Annotated in this window: 15 protein-coding genes; 6 read left to right on the forward strand and 9 right to left on the reverse strand. The window is 66.5% G+C overall.

Annotated elements, in window-relative coordinates:
* A partial coding sequence (locus tag ACIQ3R_RS06765; RefSeq protein WP_397416560.1) for a penicillin acylase family protein occupies positions 1-1,541 on the reverse strand: 1,541 nt, incomplete at its 3' end.
* A gap of 129 nt (positions 1,542-1,670) precedes the next feature.
* Between ACIQ3R_RS06765 and ACIQ3R_RS06770 the strand changes: the two genes are divergently transcribed.
* The 3 genes from ACIQ3R_RS06770 (at position 1,671) to ACIQ3R_RS06780 (ending at position 5,705) form a co-directional block, all read left to right on the forward strand.
* Positions 1,671-2,042 carry a VOC family protein gene (locus tag ACIQ3R_RS06770; protein WP_397416562.1) on the forward strand — a complete coding sequence of 124 codons (372 nt, stop codon included), beginning with the start codon at positions 1,671-1,673 and terminating at the stop codon, positions 2,040-2,042.
* A 155-nt stretch (positions 2,043-2,197) separates the two neighbouring features.
* Positions 2,198-4,393 (forward strand): catalase/peroxidase HPI, encoded by a 2,196-nt coding sequence (katG, locus tag ACIQ3R_RS06775; protein WP_397416564.1) that lies wholly within the window; start codon positions 2,198-2,200, stop codon positions 4,391-4,393.
* A 127-nt stretch (positions 4,394-4,520) separates the two neighbouring features.
* Positions 4,521-5,705 carry a CaiB/BaiF CoA transferase family protein gene (locus ACIQ3R_RS06780; RefSeq protein ID WP_397416566.1) on the forward strand — a complete coding sequence of 395 codons (1,185 nt, stop codon included), beginning with the start codon at positions 4,521-4,523 and terminating at the stop codon, positions 5,703-5,705.
* Between the two features lie 7 nt (positions 5,706-5,712).
* Here the strand turns inward: ACIQ3R_RS06780 and ACIQ3R_RS06785 are convergent, their stop codons facing one another.
* Genes ACIQ3R_RS06785 through ACIQ3R_RS06795 form a run of 3 tightly spaced genes read right to left on the reverse strand, consistent with a single transcriptional unit; the run spans position 5,713 to position 8,836 of the window.
* Positions 5,713-6,204: a globin gene (locus ACIQ3R_RS06785; RefSeq protein ID WP_397416569.1), complete on the reverse strand. Its 492-nt coding sequence runs from the start codon at positions 6,202-6,204 to the stop codon at positions 5,713-5,715.
* A gap of 44 nt (positions 6,205-6,248) precedes the next feature.
* A complete protein-coding gene (locus ACIQ3R_RS06790) occupies positions 6,249-7,136 on the reverse strand; it encodes an alpha/beta fold hydrolase (RefSeq protein ID WP_397416571.1) in 888 nt (295 codons plus the stop codon).
* A gap of 11 nt (positions 7,137-7,147) precedes the next feature.
* Positions 7,148-8,836, reverse strand: coding sequence for an alpha/beta fold hydrolase (locus ACIQ3R_RS06795; protein WP_397416574.1), 1,689 nt, complete (start codon positions 8,834-8,836; stop codon positions 7,148-7,150).
* A gap of 190 nt (positions 8,837-9,026) precedes the next feature.
* On the opposite strand from ACIQ3R_RS06795, the gene ACIQ3R_RS06800 reads away from it, so the two are divergent.
* A complete protein-coding gene (locus ACIQ3R_RS06800) occupies positions 9,027-9,560 on the forward strand; it encodes a TetR/AcrR family transcriptional regulator (RefSeq protein WP_397416590.1) in 534 nt (177 codons plus the stop codon).
* On the opposite strand, the gene ACIQ3R_RS06805 is transcribed toward ACIQ3R_RS06800, so the two are convergent.
* Positions 9,557-10,060: a phasin family protein gene (locus ACIQ3R_RS06805; RefSeq protein ID WP_397416576.1), complete on the reverse strand. Its 504-nt coding sequence runs from the start codon at positions 10,058-10,060 to the stop codon at positions 9,557-9,559. The genes ACIQ3R_RS06800 and ACIQ3R_RS06805 overlap by 4 nt on opposite strands.
* Before the next feature lie 183 nt (positions 10,061-10,243).
* Here ACIQ3R_RS06805 and ACIQ3R_RS06810 point away from each other — a divergent pair, with 183 nt between their 5' ends.
* Together ACIQ3R_RS06810 and ACIQ3R_RS06815 are read left to right on the forward strand one after the other, a co-directional pair.
* Positions 10,244-11,041, forward strand: a complete 798-nt coding sequence (locus ACIQ3R_RS06810; protein WP_397416578.1) for a lipase family alpha/beta hydrolase — start codon at positions 10,244-10,246, stop codon at positions 11,039-11,041.
* Positions 11,042-11,162: 121 nt separating this feature from the next.
* A complete protein-coding gene (locus tag ACIQ3R_RS06815; RefSeq protein WP_397416580.1) occupies positions 11,163-12,686 on the forward strand; it encodes a wax ester/triacylglycerol synthase family O-acyltransferase in 1,524 nt (507 codons plus the stop codon).
* Between the two features lie 144 nt (positions 12,687-12,830).
* Here ACIQ3R_RS06815 and ACIQ3R_RS06820 read toward each other — a convergent pair whose 3' ends face one another.
* From ACIQ3R_RS06820 to ACIQ3R_RS06835, 4 genes are all read right to left on the reverse strand, one after another.
* Positions 12,831-13,703 carry a MaoC/PaaZ C-terminal domain-containing protein gene (locus tag ACIQ3R_RS06820; protein ID WP_397416582.1) on the reverse strand — a complete coding sequence of 291 codons (873 nt, stop codon included), beginning with the start codon at positions 13,701-13,703 and terminating at the stop codon, positions 12,831-12,833.
* 139 nt (positions 13,704-13,842) lie between these two features.
* Positions 13,843-15,375 carry a flavin-containing monooxygenase gene (locus tag ACIQ3R_RS06825; RefSeq protein WP_397416584.1) on the reverse strand — a complete coding sequence of 511 codons (1,533 nt, stop codon included), beginning with the start codon at positions 15,373-15,375 and terminating at the stop codon, positions 13,843-13,845.
* 28 nt (positions 15,376-15,403) lie between these two features.
* Positions 15,404-15,988, reverse strand: a complete 585-nt coding sequence (locus ACIQ3R_RS06830; RefSeq protein WP_397416586.1) for a hypothetical protein — start codon at positions 15,986-15,988, stop codon at positions 15,404-15,406.
* Positions 15,989-16,086: 98 nt separating this feature from the next.
* Entirely contained in the window at positions 16,087-16,737 is a 651-nt protein-coding gene (locus tag ACIQ3R_RS06835) for an OmpW family protein (RefSeq protein WP_397416588.1), read from the reverse strand.
* Between the last annotated feature and the right edge of the window lie 115 nt (positions 16,738-16,852).

Genomic DNA, 16,852 nt, shown 5'->3' on the forward strand with positions numbered 1-16,852 from the left:
TCGGCCCACTCGAAGCCGAGCTTGCGCCGATCCATCGGATAGTCGGCCGGCACGTTCATCTCGTTGGCGGTGGCGAAGAAGCCCTTGGCCGGATTGCGTGAGACGGGCAGGCCGCCGTCCTCCACATAGCCCGCCCATTCATAACGCCCGTCGCCGGGCACGGGCATCAGGCCGTCCCAGCCTGGCCGCACCGGCGTGCGTCCCGCGGCCGACCAGCCGATTTCGCCCTTGGTGTCGGCATAGACGAGGTTCAGCGGCGGCGCGCCCCAGCGGTTGCGCGCCAGCTGGAAGTCTTCCCAGCCTTTGGCATGCCACATGCGCGACGAGCCGAAATAGCCGGCCAGACCGGGTTCGTTCCAGATCGTGCGGAGGGCGAAGGCGCGGCCGCTGGCGTCGTCGCGCCAGACCACGGGGCCGTGGCGGGTGAAATTGAGCTCCACCTCGCGCGGGGCCTCGCCCTTCACAGGGATGGTCTCACGGATTGTCCGGATCGGCTCCCAACCGCCCTTGTAGCGATAGGCGCCCGCCTTGGTCTGGTAGGCGTAGAGGTCTTCCTGGTCGATGTAGAAGATGGTGATGCCGAACGCCGTGGTTCCGTTGTGGCCGAACGAGACACCCGGCAGCGCCGGCTCGCCCGCGCCGACGATCGACAGGTCCGGCGCATTCAGATGGGCGATGTATCTGAGGCTGGGCGCGCCGACCGGCCGGTGCGGATCATTGGCCAGGATCGGGCGCCCGGTCGCCGACCGTGATGCAGAGATCGTCCAGTTGTTGGAGCCCTCGGCCGAGCGTTCCTCCAGCACCTGGGCGATGGTCTTGGGCTTGAGGGGCGCGAAACTGACCGGCTCGGTGGCCCGCACATAATCGTCCAGCACGCCGTCGGGGATGGCGCAGGGGTCGAGGCCCTTGGGAACCGTCAGTTTGCGGGCCGGCTCCAGTTTGCGCCGCAGGGCGTCGGCCTCCACGCCGCCGGCGCAGACCACCTTGGCGCGCGCCACCTCAGAGACGACGTTGGAAACCAGCGCGTGGCTGCGGATGCGCAGGATGTCTTCAGGGTTCCAGGGCTCGGGCTTGGAGTCGGTGAGTCCGAACTCCACCGGCATCGCGCGGCGCCCGGCCAACACCTCGGCGACATAGGCGTTCACCCCCGCGGCGAAGGCCTCCACCGCCTCCCGGCCGCCCGGATCATAGGCCGCCCACTCCGCCGCCATGTCGCCGCGATAGAGGAACAGGCGCGCCGCCCGGTCCTGGGCCACATAGGCCGGGCCGAAGCTGGCCGAGAGCCGCCCAAGGCCGCGCTTGCGCCACAGATCGATCTGCCAGAGTCGATCCCGACCGGCGTTCCAGCCTTGCAGGAAGAAGGCGTCGCGCGACGAGGCGGCGTAGATGTGCGGGATGCCCCAGCGATCCACCAGGATTTCAGCCGGAGCCTGCAGCCCCGAAACCGCATGCGCCTCGCGGGTCACGGCGCTGGACATCTCGGCATGGGCCGAGCCAGCCGCCAGGGTCAGCGCCAGGGCCGTCACGACCGTCGAAACCATCCTCATCTCATCCCCCCAGTCTTGTCGGGCGGAGCATGGACCGAGAACTGATGCTTCGTCCAATCCCCCGCTTGCGTTGCCGCGCACGTCACCGGCTAAGGTGATCGCCATTCAGGAAGGAACCTCTCCATGATCGGTTACGCCACCATCGGCACCAACGACCTCGCCCGCGCCACCACTTTCTACGACGCCGTCCTCGGCGCTCTGGGCGGCAAGCGCACCTTCGCCAACGGAGACCGGATGCAGTTCTACGGGGGCGGCGCGACGCCCGGCATGCTGGCGATCAGCAAGCCCTATGACGAGAAGCCCGCCAGCGCCGGCAACGGAACCATGTTTGGTCTGCCCGCCGCCACCAAGGCCCAGGTGGACGCCGCCCACGCCGCCGCGCTCGCCGCCGGCGGAACCTGCGACGGCCCGCCCGGACAGCGCATGCCGACCTTCTACGGCGCCTACTTCCGCGATCTCGACGGCAACAAGATCTGCGTCTTCAATATGGGCTGATCCCTGGGCCACGCCGCCATCGCGCGAACAGCGATGGCGGCGCCTCAGCTCGCTTCATAGGATGCATCAATCGAAATCGATATTTTAATCGATTGGATGATTGACATCGATCTCCGCTAGGGTGCGGCTCGTTCTTCGAAATGAGGAGTCCCGAGATGACCGCCCAAGCCAAGTGCCCGTTCCACGCCGGAGGCGCCGCCCGCGTCGAGACCAAGAACCGCGATTGGTGGCCGAACCAGCTCGACCTCTCGGTTCTGCATCAGAACCCGCCTGCCGGTGACCCGATGGGCGCAGACTTTGACTATGCCGCCGAGTTCAAGACGCTCGATCTCGCCGCGGTGAAGCGCGACATCTTTGAACTGATGACGAAGTCCCAGGCCTGGTGGCCGGCGGACTACGGCCACTACGGACCGCTGTTCATCCGCATGGCCTGGCACAGCGCCGGCACCTATCGCGTGGGCGATGGGCGCGGCGGGGCGGGCGCGGGCACTCAGCGGTTCGCGCCGCTGAACAGCTGGCCGGACAACGCCAATCTCGACAAGGCGCGTCTCCTTCTCTGGCCGGTGAAGTCGAAGTATGGCCGCAAGCTGTCCTGGGCCGATCTCATGATCTTGGCGGGCAACTGCGCGCTGGAGTCCATGGGTTTCAAGACCGCCGGTTTCGGCGGCGGCCGGGCCGACATCTGGGAGCCGCAGAACGACATCTTCTGGGGTCCGGAAGGCAAGTGGCTGGACGATCAGCGCTACAGCGGCGACCGCGAACTCGCCCAGCCGCTCGGCGCGGTGCAGATGGGTCTCATCTACGTCAATCCGCAGGGCCCCAACGGCAACCCGGACCCGATGGCCTCGGCGCGCGACATCCGCGAGACCTTCGCGCGCATGGCCATGAACGACGAGGAGACCGTGGCCCTCATCGCCGGTGGCCACACCTTCGGCAAGGCGCACGGCGCGGGCGACGCCGACAGGCATGTCGGGCCTGAACCCGAGGGCGCGCCGATCGAACTCCAGGGCCAGGGCTGGGCCAATAGTCTCGGCGACGGGCGCGGCGTGAACACCATCACCAGCGGCCTGGAAGGCGCCTGGACCCAGGATCCGATCCGCTGGGACAACGGCTACTTCGACAACCTGTTCGGTTACGAATGGGAGCTGACCCGGGGTCCTGGCGGCGCCCACCAGTGGAAGCCCAAGGGCGGCGCAGCGGCGGACAGCGTGCCGGACGCCCACGATCCGGCCCGCCGGCATGCGCCGATGATGCTGACCAGCGATATCGCGCTGCGGACCGACCCGGCCTATGAGGCGATCTCGCGTCGCTTCCACCAGAACCCGGCCGAGTTCGCCAAGGCGTTCGCCGAGGCCTGGTACAAGCTGACCCACCGTGACATGGGCCCCCATCCGCTGCTGCTGGGCGCCGAGGCGCCGGCCGAGCCCAGACTGTGGCAGGATCCGGTTCCGACGGCCGACCATCCGCTGATCGACGCCGCCGACATCGCCGCCCTGAAGGCGCGGATCCTGGCCTCCGGACTGTCAATCTCGCGGCTGGTGACCACGGCCTGGGCCTCGGCTTCGACGTTCCGAGGTTCGGACAAGCGCGGCGGCGCCAACGGCGCGCGCATCCGCCTGGCTCCGGCCAAGGATTGGGCGGTCAATGAGCCGGTGGAACTGGCCAAGGCGCTCTCGGTGCTGGAGCAGATCCAGGGCGATTTCAACGCGGCGCAGACTGACGGTAAGCGCGTCTCGCTGGCCGACCTGATCGTGCTGGGCGGCTGCGCGGCCGTCGAGGCGGCGGCCAAGTCGGCGGGGCATGCGGTGGAGGTTCCCTTCACGCCCGGCCGCACGGACGCCTCGCAGGCGGAGACCGACGTGGAGTCCTATGCCTGGCTCGAGCCAAAGGCCGACGGCTTCCGCAACTTCCAGGCGGCGCCTTCGAACCTGTCGGCGGAAGAACTGCTGGTGGATCGGGCGCAATTGCTGACCCTGACGGCGCCGGAGATGACCGTGCTGGTGGGCGGCCTGCGGGTGCTGGGCGCCAATTTCGGCGGCCACGACGTGGGCGTCTTCACGGACCGCCCCGGTCAACTGACCAACGACTTCTTCGTCAACCTGCTCAACTCCAGCGCTGCGCTGGCCTGGGAAGCCGACCCGGACCGCCCCGGCGTCTACGTCGGCAAGGATAGGGCGACAGGCAGCGTCGTGTGGTCGGGTTCGCGGGTTGACCTTGTGTTCGGGTCGAACTCGCAGCTTCGGGCGCTCTCGGAGGCCTATGCGGCCGCCGACGCCGGCCAGCCCTTCGTCGAAGCTTTCGTCGCGGCCTGGACCAAGGTGATGAACCTGGATCGCTTCGACCTGGCCTAGCCAACAGGGACCACAGAATGACCGGAGGGCGTGGCCGGAGTTTTGCCGCCTTTCGTGCTTTCCGTGGTTCCCTTCCTTGGCGTCGGCGTGGTTCCCTCCGCCCGGAGTTGAGGGAGGACCCACGGAGATGGGCGAGGGACTGTTCAGTGATCTGCTGGTGATTGACTGCGCCAGCTTCATCGCCGGGCCGGCGGCGGCGACGGTGATGAGCGACTTCGGCGCCCGCGTGATCAAGATCGAGCCGCCGGGAATCGGCGATTCCTACCGAAATCTCTTCCGGCTGCGCGGCACGCCCGATGACATCGACTATTTCTGGACGGTGACGGCGCGGAACAAGGAGAGCCTGGCGCTCGACCTGACACGGCCCGAGGCGCGGGCGGTGCTCCACGCGCTGGTGAAGAAGGCTGACGTGTTCATCACCAACTTCCCGTTCCCGATCCGGGAGAAGCTGGGACTGATGGCTGAAGACATCCGGAGCCTGAACCCGCGGCTGATCTACGCCTCACTGACGCCCTATGGCGAGCACGGCCCGGAGCGGGACCGCACCGGCTTTGACGCCACCGCCTGGTGGGCGCGGTCGGGCCTGATGGACATGGTGCGCGCCAGCCCCGACACCGAGCCCGCGACCTCGACGCCCGGCATGGGCGACCACCCCACCGCCATGGCCATGTACAGCGCCATCCTGACCGCGCTCTATCGGCGACAGATCACCGGCGAGGGCGGCGAGGTGACGACCTCGCTGATGGCCAACGGTCTGTGGTCCAACGCCTGCCAGGTGCAGGCGGCCCTGCTCGGCTATGAACTGACCGCCCGGCCGCCGCGCGGCGCCCGGCCCGCCACCAACGAGATCTACAAGACGGCCGATGATCGGCAGTTCATGATCTCCACCACCAATCCGGCGCGAGACTGGCCTGCCCTGGCGCGGGCGTTGGGACATCCGGAGTGGCTTGAAGACCCGCGGCTGGACACGCCGGAAAAGCGGCTGATGAACGCACATCTCGTCGTCGGCTGGCTGGATGAGATGTTCGCCAAGGAACCCTTCGAGCACTGGCGTGAGGTGCTGTCGGCCGGCGATATCACCTTCGGCATCGTGGGGCAGATCAATGATCACATCATCGACGAGCAGATCGCCGCCAACGGCTTCTTCACCGAGATCCAGGACCACGGTCTACTGACCGTCGACAGCCCGTTCCAGGTGGCGGGCGAAGTGAAGGTCCAGCCACGCATGGCGCCGACCATCGGCGAGCACTCCCGCGCAATCCTTGAGGAAGTCGGTTGTACGCCGGAGGAGATTGCGGCGCTCGGAGGCTAGCTTCGCCTCAGGCCTTCGCGTCGTAGGGCGCGACGAACTCCGCGAGTCGGGCCGCGAAATAAGAGTTGGAGGTGTCGGTTCGCGGCGTGATGTCGGCGTAGGCGTGCATCTCGGTCAGCATGCCGGACCAGGCGGTTTCAAAGGCCGGAGACCAGTCTGATCCCAGGGATTCCTGCACCGTGTCGCGCACGACCTCGAAGAAGGTGATGAACACCTCGCGGGGCACGTCATAGCCCTCGTGGGTCACCATCTCGGTGCTGATCATGTGCTGGGCGTAGCGGCGCTCTCCGACGAAATCGAGGATCGCCTCGAACGTGCGCGACAGCATCTCGCCCTTGATGGCGTGATTGTTGTCCCGCCAGAAGTAGGGCTGCATCGTGGGATGCGCCTGGAACAGGCGCGCATAGACCAGCGGTGTGGGATCCCCGGCGCGTTCCGCGAACGCTTCAAGGCTCGCCTCAATGTCGCCGGCAAGCGGGAATGCGGGGGGCTTCGACATGGAGGGCTCCGAGGCGGGGCTGAACGGGCGGAAACTCCATCGGCCTAGGCCGGCAGTCCCCCAGGCGGGATCCTGTCAGGTCCGGCGAGGAACTTCTGGATCAGGGGGAAGGTCTCGGCCGGGCGTGAAACCAGGAACAGGTGCCCGCCAGGCACCGTCTCCAGTTGCGCGTTGGGGATCAGGCGCGCCAGGAACCGACCGTTGATCAGGGGCACGATGCGATCACTCTCACCCATCAGCACCAGGGTGCGGCTTTTCAGGAGCGGCAGGAAGAAGGCGCTGGTCCAGCCGGCCATGGCCGCCAACTGATAGAGATAGCCCCGTTGAGAGGGCGGCCGCAGCCGGCCGATATGGCCCTCGGAGTTCATTTCCTCGCCGTAGAGCGACTCGAAGTTCTGCCGCATGAACTCGGGGTCGATGTAGCGGCGCGGATTGGCCATCTTGGCCAGGACCCGAGGATCGCCGGGCGCCATCACCACGCCCGCCGCCGTGGCGGCCAGGATCACCTTGCCGACCCGGTGGGGGTGTTGGAGCGCGAACTGCTGGGCCATTCCGCCGCCCCAGGAGACGCCCATGACGTCGACCTTGCCGGTGTAGCCGAGCCTGTTGAGCAGAAGGGCGGCGCGCAGCGCCATGGTCCAGGGTCGATAGGGAAAGGTGGGGTCGGGCGAACCGCCGACGCCCGGCATGTCGAAGGTGATGATGTCCTGGTCGGGCATCCACTGGGCCAGCGGCGCCATGATCTCGAGATTTGCGCCGATGCCGTTGAAAAACAGAATCGGGCGGCCCTTGGGCTTGCCGGGGGGAGTCTGCGCCTCCCAGACGGCGACCCGGAGGCGGCGGCCGGCGATCTTCAGGATTTCGATCCGCGGCTCATTCGGCGGCGGGGACTTGGCCTTCGCCTTCGCGGAGCCCGGGGCGGATGCGCTCACGGTGGGGCCTTTCAATCGAACACATACTCGCCGGGCGCGGGGGCGCCGGGCGGATTCTTCTTGGAGCCCACCGCCTTGGGCGCGGCCTTCAGATCGCCGGAACGCGCCTTGAGCCATTCGGCCCAGAACGGCCACCATGAGCCGGCATGCTCCGAGGCGTCGTTGGCCAACCAGTCGTCAATGTTGGCGGGAGGACGCTTGTCGCTCTTGAAGTACTTGGCTTTGGGGTTGCCGGGCGGGTTCAGAAGCGACTGGATGTGGCCGGCCTGGGAGAGAATGAACTCCACATTGGGCGAGCCGATCAACTGGGTGGTCCGATAGCAGGCCTTCCAGGGCGTGATGTGGTCGGTGACCCCGGCCACGATGAAGCAGTCCTGGGTGACCTTGGTCAGGTCGACGACGTGGCCCGCCATCTCGGTGACGCCGGGGTCGGCGAAGGGCTGGGTCTCGTAGACCCGCAGATAGTCCGAATGAAGCGTCGCCGTCAGGTTGGTCGAGTCATTGTTCCAGAAGAGGACGTCAAAGGCCGGCGGGTCTTCGCCATGCAGGTAGTTGTTGACCACATAGTTCCAGACCAGATCGTTCGGTCGCAGCCAGGCGAAGGTCCGGGACAGGGACGCGCCGTCGAGCACGCCGGCCTTCGCAGAGCGCCGCCGGGCCATCTCGATGCCGTGCTTCGACACCAGCGCGCCGGTTTCGCTGTCATCGGGCTGAGGATCGAGCACGCAGACCATCAGGGTGGCGGCGTTGATCCGGTCGTCGCCCGTGGCGGTGAGCTTGCTGAGCAGCGTGGCCGCCGTGATCCCGCCGGAACAGGCCCCGGAGATATTCACCTTCTTGGACTTGGTGATCTCGCAGATCACGTCGATCGCTTCGATCAGCGCGTCGACATAGTCGCCCAGGCCCCAGTCGGCGTGCTCGGCGGTCGGATTGCGCCAGCTGACCATGAAGGGCTGAATGCCGTTGCCCGTCAGGAAGCGGATGATGCTCTTTTCGGGCGAGAGATCGTTGACGTAGGCCTTGTTGATCTGCGGCGGAATGATCAGGAACGGCGTCGCGTGGACCTCATCGGTGGCCGGCGTGTACTGGATCAGCTCCATCATCTCGGTTCGGTGGACCACAGCGCCGGGCGCGGTGGCGAGGTTCTCGCCGACCTTGAAGGGACGCTTGTCGACCTGGGAGACGATCCCGTCGTTCTTGGTCATGTCCTCATAGGCGTTTTTGAGGCCCCGGATCAGGGATCCGCCGCCGGTCTCGAACGCCTTCTTCAGCGCCGACGGGTTGCCGATCAGGCTGTTGGTCGGCGAGATCGAGTCGAGGATCATGTTGGTGACGAAACTGGCGCGGGCGCGCTCGGCGTCGTCGAAGTCCAGATCGTCCATCCAGTTGCCCACACCCTGGCGGACGGCCAGGTAGTACTGCATCCCGGCGCGGTAGAACGGGTTGCTGCGGAAGGCGGGATCCAGGAAGCGCTTGTCTTTGGGGTCAGGCGCGAGTTCGGACTTGTTGCCGACGATGCGGACCACTTCCTCGCTGAAGGTCTTGAGGTGCTTCAGCGTCTTGACGGGCCTCCCGGCGGTCTCGCGCAGCATGACGCCGACCGCGCCCATAAGGTCCTCGCGCGCCAGTCCGACGATGGGATTGAGCGCCACGGTGTTTTCCGCCGCACCGCCGCCGAGATCGATTTTCGGTTTCGCCATGTCTTTGCCGCCGCTGCCGTCCTGTCCGTTTGAACGGCTTCGTTCGGCCGTCCTGTTCGCCTATACGAGTGGGTTCTGATCCGCTGTCAATCGAGCGCCCCGCGGGGCAAATGGACGATCAACGCTGAGCACGAAGGCCCGCATTCTCGACAAGGCCCTGGAACTCTTCAACGAAGAGGGCGTCGCCGCCCTGTCCGCCGTCGATATCGCGTCGGCCCTGGGGATCAGCCCGGGCCATCTCTACTACCACTTCAAGGGCCGCGCCGAGATCGTCGCCGCTCTCGCCCAGGCCTACCGGGTCGAGGTCGACATGGTGCTTGACGCCCTGACCGACACGATCCGCGCCGACGGCGCCAGTCTGGAGACCCTCTGGACCTACATTCACATCCTCATCGAGGAGGCGTGGGACGCCCGGTTTCTCTATCGGGAAGCCGCCGCATTGGTGATGCGCAGCCCGGAACTGGCCGGCGTGTTTCGCCATGTCGCTAACCGCCAGCGCACGACCCTGGCCGCTGTTCTGACGGACCTGCGCCAGGCCGGAGCCCTCGCCGCCTCGCCCGAAGTCCTCGACGGCGTCTCGCGCCTGATGACTACGGGGATCGGCTTTCATGCCATCGAACTGGAGCTGGAAGGCGACACTGGACCGCCGCGAGAGCGGATCGCCCGCGCGGCGGCCCAGGTCATGCTGTTGCCCGCCGCCCTGATCGGCGGCGGACGTCCTTAGGCCGCCTCGACGGTCTCAGCCTTGGCCTTGGCCGGCTTTTCCGCCTGAGCCTTCTCGGCCTTCAGAGACGCCACTTCGGCGGTCAGCTGCTCGACCTGAACGGCGAGCTTTTCGACGGCATGGCTCAGCGCGCCGATGTTCATCGGGGCGAGGGTTTCCGAGACCGTCTTGCGGACCTTGCTGACGCGGGCGTCGAGGGCGGCGCGCTGCTCGGCGCGGAAGGCCTTAACCTGGTCGGCGGCGGCGCTGACCAGCGACACGACGCGGTCACCGCGGGGCGACTTGGCGATGGTCTCGCGCACCTTGTCTTCGACTTCTTCACCCTTGGCGACCAGCTGGTCGAAGGCCTCGTTGGCGCCGCTGGCGAGCTTTTCCACCGCGCCCTGGGTCTCGCTGTACATCCGGCCGTAGGCGCCGACGCCGGCGAGCCAGATCTTGCGGGCGATGTCGCCATCTTCGGCGACTTCGGGGGTGTTCGCGGGAGTCTTGGCCTTGGCCATGGTCGTTATCCTTGCAATGCGTGAGGCCCGGGGAGGGGCCGATGACGCTGCAATAGGGCTTCGACTTAGAAAGAGCATTCTAACCGCCGAAATCCCCTCATCGGGGAGGCAGGTTGCCATCCGTCGCCCGGCGGGCGCAGTATCCGCGTCCAGATTTGCAGAGTGACGGGCGGGGGAGCCTTCATGGTCGAAGCCACAATGGGCGCCGCCCGGCCACGTCCGCGTCGCGACGACTCGGGCGAATTGCGCCCGCCCCACCCGGCGCTGACGCTCGCAGAAGGCCGAGGCTGGATGGAGCTCGCCGCGTCGCTGGCGGCGCGACCGCTCCTGATGCGCGCGCCTGCGGGGGACGGTCATCCGGTGCTGGTGCTGCCTGGGTTCCTGGCCAGTGATCGATCCACGGTTCCCCTACGCCGCTACCTGAGCGAGCTGGGCTATGACGCGCGCCCCTGGGCCGAGGGCCAGAACCTGGGGCGTTTCTACAAGATGCGGGATCGGCTGAGCGAGAAGGTGATCACGCTTCATCGCCAGACCGGTCGAAAGGTCTCCCTCGTCGGCTGGAGCCTGGGCGGGGTGTTCGCCCGCTACCTGGCCCTTGTCCATCCGGAGCTGGTCCGTTCGGTGGTGACGCTGGGCAGCCCGTTCGCAGCGGATATCCAGGCGACCAATGCGCGGCGGCTCTATGAGGCGATGTCGCAGGAGGGCCCGCCCAACCCCGATGATCTTGCAGCTCTGGCCGGCGATCTGCCCGTGCCCAACAGCTCAATCTACACAAAGCTCGACGGGATCGTGAACTGGCGGACCTGCATCTCCAGGCCGGCGCCCAACGCCGAGACGATCGAGGTCAAGCTGGCGAGCCATGTGGGGATCGGGGTCAATCCGGCGGCGCTGTGGGCGGTTGCCGACCGGTTGGCCCAACCCCAGGGCGTGTTCAAGCCATTCGACCGCCAGGGGCCGTTCGCGTTGGCTTACGGCCGCTAGGTCGCCCCGCTTGACCGGGCGGGGCGGCGCGCCACGTTGACAAAGCGCGCATCCGGCTAACAGTGTTCGCAAATTCAATGCCGTAGACCCCCGAAAGCGGGCCGTGGCGAAGAGGCGAACCATGGGCGACGCGGTCAAACTCTCATCATTGGACGCGGCGTTCCTCTACATGGAGACGCCGGAGATGCCGATGCATGTCGGCTCGCTCTCGGTGTTCCAACTGCCCAAGGGATACCAGGGAGACTTCTTCGAGGCGTTCAAGGCGCAGATCGCGGATCGGCTGGACGCCGCGCCCATGCTCAAGCGCAAGCTGGCGCGCACGGTCCTGGATATCGACCATCCCAGCTGGGTCGAGGACGACCAGTTCGACATCAACCGGCAGATGTTTCGCGGCAGCCTGGCGGCGCCGGCTGATCTCGAGACTTTGCGTCGCACCGTGGGTTGGATGCACGCCAAGCTGCTGAACCGTGCGCGCCCGCTCTGGGAATTCTACCTCTTCGAAAACATGCCGGGCGATCAGGTCGGGCTCTATGTGAAGATCCACCATGCGCTGATCGACGGCGGGGCTGGCGTGGCCTTGACCCAGATCATCTATGACACCGTGGCGAATCCGCCGCCCCGACCCAAGGCCAAGGCGGGCGCCAAGGAAAGACCCACCGTCCGCGCCGCCGCCGCCTCGGCGGTAGAGACCTATGTGCGCCTCTGGCAGAAGCCCTTCAGCAGCGAGGTCACGACCTTCAAGCTGCCGCGTTCGGGCAAGACCGACCTGGGCTCGGTTCTGCGGGATCACGCCACCACCCAGCTGGAGCTGGGGTTGAACGTGGCCGCCGCCCTGCCGGCCATGGCCGGCGCCGCCGTCAAGGCCCTGCCCGGTCTGCTTGACCCGGCCAAGCTGGGCGATCTCCGCAACGTGGTCGCGCCCCGGACGCCCCTGAACAAGTCGATCAGTTCCGAACGCGCCTTCGGCACAGCGACGATCTCGCTGACGCGGGCGCGGGCGGTCGGCAAGGCGGCGGGCGGCAAGCTCAATGACGTGGTGCTTGCGCTGTCGAGCGGTGTTCTGCGGCGGTATCTGCTGGAGACTGACAGCCTGCCAAAGAAGTCGCTCAGCGCGGCCGTGCCGGTCTCCCTGCGCGAGGAGGGCGACGGGGAGGCCAACAACCAGGCCTTCGCCATGACCTGTCAGATCGCGACCCACATCGCCGATCCCAAGGATCGCATGGCGATGATCATCACGGAGTCGACCAAGTCCAAGGCGCTGATCAGTCCCCTGAAGGACTTCATACCTCTGGTCAGCAACGCCTCAGCGATCGGGATGCCGATGACCATGCAGGTCATGGCGCTGCTCTACACCCGCTCCGGGGTCTCCGACATCCTGCCGCCCACCGCCAATGTGATCGTCTCCAACGTGCCGGGCCCGCGCATGTCGCTCTATGCGGCGGGCGCGGAGCTGCTGCACCTCTTCCCGGTGTCCATCGCCACCCACGGCATGGCGCTCAACATCACTGTGCAGGGCTATCGGGACCAGTTGGAGTTCGGCCTCATCGCCGGAGCCAATGTGCTGCCCGATGTGCAGCGGCTGGCCGACATGCTGGAGGAGGAACTCGCGGTTCTTGAGGAAGCCTACGCGTCGGTCGCGGCCTAAGCGAGAAATGCGCTTGCCCCGCGCAACGACGAGCTCCCGGGTGGCGGGTGGCGATTGGGCCCGACTGGAAGCGGAAGACGCACCAGGAGCGCTCAAGCTGGGCGCATGTTCCTCCGGCCCGAGTTCGCGCCGCCTTCGGAAGCGCTAGACGGGGCTCAACCAAGCGACGCCCTGGCTGATCGCCAAGGCGCCCGAGGCGGCGCGCACCTCGAAACAGACCTGCTCCGCCTCGGGGCCCGGAGCATGTCGAACGGAAATCTCCTCACCCGGGATCACCATGCCGGTGAACCTCCCGGTGATGCGGCGCAGACGTGATACATCGCTGTCGGCTCGGCGACGCAGCAGCGTCAGGCCCGCCAGGGCCCAGGTCGCCGTTCCATGCAGGATAATGTCGGGCAAACCGGCCGCCAGGGCCTCGCGCCGTTCCGTGTGGATCGGGTTCCAGATGTCGGCGCACTCCGAATAGACGTGCGGCATCCCGCGAGGGACATGGATCACATCAACCGCCGCGTCCGCGCCCGGCGGAGCGATCTGAGGCGTCGGCGGAGGGCTCTCCAGGGTCACCGAGTCGCCTGTAAGCGCCACGTCGCGGTAGATTGAACTGGTCCATGTACGGGTCACCAATTCGCCGCTGCCCTGTAACCGGGTCTCCAGACGGCAAACCGAAAGCACGCCGGCGCGGATCTGGGTGGCCGAAACCAGTTGGCCCTCCGTCAACAGTTTGTCGCCCGGCCGCATCGGGCGATGAAACGTCGAATCCTGGATCGCGTGCACACCCCGCCGCGCTTCCTCCGGCGACAGCACGTCGCCCAGCATGCCCCGTACGGAGAGCACAACCGGCCACTCCGGCGACACGCACTGGAACGGCAGCGCATTCAGTCCTTCCGAACGCGCGTCATCAAGGAAGGCGGATTCAGAGGCGCCTAATCCCGCCGCATAGGCCAGGATGTTGCGGGCCATGACCATCGTTTCGAAGGGCGCCAGACGCAGGCCGAGGCGCTCTGAAGGAAAGGGCATGCTCAGGTCCGCGGGGTGAGATCCAAGGGGGCCGCCACCCTAACTGAACAGAGTGCCGTCTCAAGCCGGCCCCTGGAGCGTTGGGCCGAGACCTTCATCAAGACCTGGAGTTCTGGCGTCGATCAGCGGCCGGTGAACCTCAGGATGTCACGCGCTCCAGGTTTCTGACCCCGTTTGGCGCCGCGGATCCGTAGATGAACTCCGCGCCGTCCAGGTCGATCTTCGGTAGGGCGGCGCGCTCGGCCCAGTAGTCCTGGGTATGGCGCCACTCGGGCTTGTCGCCGGCTTTGGGCATGCGCGACATACCGCGCATCAGATAGCCAGGGTTGAAGTCCTCCGGGTCCACCCAGGGCAGTTGCGGCATGTCCCGGTCCTCGGGCCGCAAGGCGACCTCGACCTTGCGAACCCCACGTTCATCCATGTGCTTGAGCAGCTGGCAGACGAAGTCGGAGACCAGATCGACCCTGAGCGTCCAGCTCGCCCTGAAATAGCCGAACACCCAGATCAGATTGGGCACGCCTGTGAACATCATGCCGCGATAGGTGACGGTGTCGGCGGGATCTACCGTCCGACCATCCACCACGATCGGGATGTCGCCCAACACACTGAGGTCGAAGCCGGTGGCGGTGATGATGATGTCGGCTTCCAGTTCCTCGCCGGATTTGAGGCGGACGCCTTTGGCCGTGAAGGTCTCGATCTCGCCGTCGGCGATGCTGGCCTTGCCCGACATCACCGCGCGAAACAGGTCGCCGTCCGGTACGAAAGCGATGCGCTGGCGCCAGGGCCGATAGTGCGGGTTGAAGTGGCGTTCGGTGAGCTCGGGGCCAACAAAGGCGCTGACGCCCGCCAGAAGCTCGGCCTTGACGGTCTCTGGCTCCTCGCGGGCTCGACGGGTGAAGGCGGCCTGATCCTGCAGCAGCTTTCGCCGGACGATCTCGTGGGTCCAGACGGGGTCGATGTCGAGCGCGTTGAGCTGATCGGCCAACTCGTTGGCGTTGCGGCCCGGGATGAAATAGGTCGGTGACCGCTGAAGCAATGTCACGTGCGCGCAGTCATCGGCGATGGCGGGAAGCAATGTCGCGGCCGTGGCGCCCGACCCGATCAGCAGAATACGCTTGCCGCTGTAATCGAGGTCGTCCGGCCAAGTCTGAGGATGGACGATCAGCCCCCTGAATTCAGCCATGCCCGGCCAGTCGGGCGTATAGCCCTGGTCGTGCCGGTAGTAGCCCTGACCCATCCAAAGGAAGTTGCAGGTGAAGGTCCCCTCGACGCCGTCGTCGCGCCGAGCCCGGACGGTCCATAGGGCCGCCGTCGAGTCCCAAGCGGCGTGGATGACGCGATGTCCGTAGCGGATGTGGCGCGCCAGATCGTTCTCGGCGATCACCTCTTCCAAATAGGTTAGGATCGCGGAGGCCTCGGCGATGGGCGGTCCGATCCAGGGCTTGAAGCGATAGCCAAACGTGTAGAGGTCGCTGTCGGAACGGATGCCTGGGTAGCGATGGGTGCGCCAGGTGCCGCCGCAGCTATCCAGGGCGTCGAGCACCACATAGGTCTTGTCGGGACACTGGTCGCGCAGGTGATAGGCGGCGCCGATCCCGGAGATTCCGGCGCCCACGATCAGGACATCGAAGTGTTCGCACGCCGGCGTCGCGCTGGAGATCGATCCATCCATCTTGTTCGCTCCTCTATCGACCGAAGGATTACGCCTCCTTGGCGCCCGGTGTGAAGGTCAGCACCACCATCGCGCCGCCGAAATGGGCGGCGCCGAGGCGCGCGAAGCCTTTCAGGTGTTCGGCGATCGCGGCGATCAGGCCGCGTCCGCGCATGGGATCGGGGGACAGGTCGATCATCCCCATCCCGTTGTCGCGAATGCTGAGCCGCACCCGCGCGTCGCTGCGCTCGATCTTGACCCAGACCTTGAGGGCGCGCCCGGGCGGGCTGGCGTAACGACGGGCGTTCTCCACCGCTTCCAGGGTTACCGTCCCGACGAGCGCCAGCTCATGGGCGGAAAGCCGGATTGTGGGATCGCCCCCGGTCTCGACGCCGTCTACCGCGTCCTCGGCGAGCAGGACCGCGAGGAAGTCGACGGCCCCGGCCTCGACCCCCGCCACGTCCAGGGCGTCGAGCCGATCAGAGACCATGCGGTCGAGATCCTCGGCGTTGAGTCCGCGCCACTGGGCCGCCTCGCGCGCCACCGTCGCAATCGCCAGGACTTCCGGCTCGGCGGACGCCAGTGGAACGGAGGGAGCGCCGCGCCCGGCGGCGTCATAGGTCGAGATCTGCATATCCAACTCCTGCTTGCCGAAGCGTTGGCGGCGGAATGAGTGGCCAGTCAGACGCGTCCTTGACGGGACGCGCCTTGATCTGACGCAAAGTCCTGGGATCAGAACCGGTAGCCGAGGCCGCCGGAAACAACCCAGGGGTCGAGCGTCACCTTTGAGCGAAGGCCGGACACCCGGTCGGTCGCCGTGGTGTCGAAGAACACTTTCTTGGCGTCGAGATTGATCGACCAGCGATCATTGGCGGCGATGTCGACTCCCGCCTGCAGGGCGGTCCCGAAGCCGTCCTTGATCTTGAAGTGGAAGTTCGACCTGTCGGAGCCGCTGTAGAACAGCATGTAGTTCAGGCCAGCGCCGACATAGGGGCGGATGCGCTCGCCTGGCGCGAAGTGATACTGGAGGGTCACGACCGGGGGCAGCACCCAGCTCTTCTTGACCTTGATGTCCGTGCCAGGACCTTGCGCGCGCACCGTGTGGCGGGTGGTCCCGGCGATGGCCTCGATCGCGATGGTGTCGGTCAGATAGTAGCTCACGCCAAGCGTCGGCATGATGTCGTTGCTGACGTTGGTGCGCAGGCCGGTGGCGCCGCCCGCGAGGGTTGTGAGCGAATCCGTCCCCTCGGGAGCCACCACGGTCAGCCGAAGATTGACGACGATATCGCCCTGACTCGGCCCCGATGCAGCCGGCTGCGCGAGGGCGGGCGCGGCGAGGCCGCAGCCTGCCGCCAGGAGAAGTGCTGTGACTGGAAGGCGCATGTTGGTCCCTGCTTCCAATGTGAGTTCCGATGGATGCTCATCGCAGGGGCGGGACCGAGTATCTTTGATCTATAGCAAACCCGATATTCTAATATGACGCATGCGTCATTTTTAG

The organism is Phenylobacterium sp., from assembly GCF_044371015.1.
Lineage (GTDB): Bacteria > Pseudomonadota > Alphaproteobacteria > Caulobacterales > Caulobacteraceae > Phenylobacterium.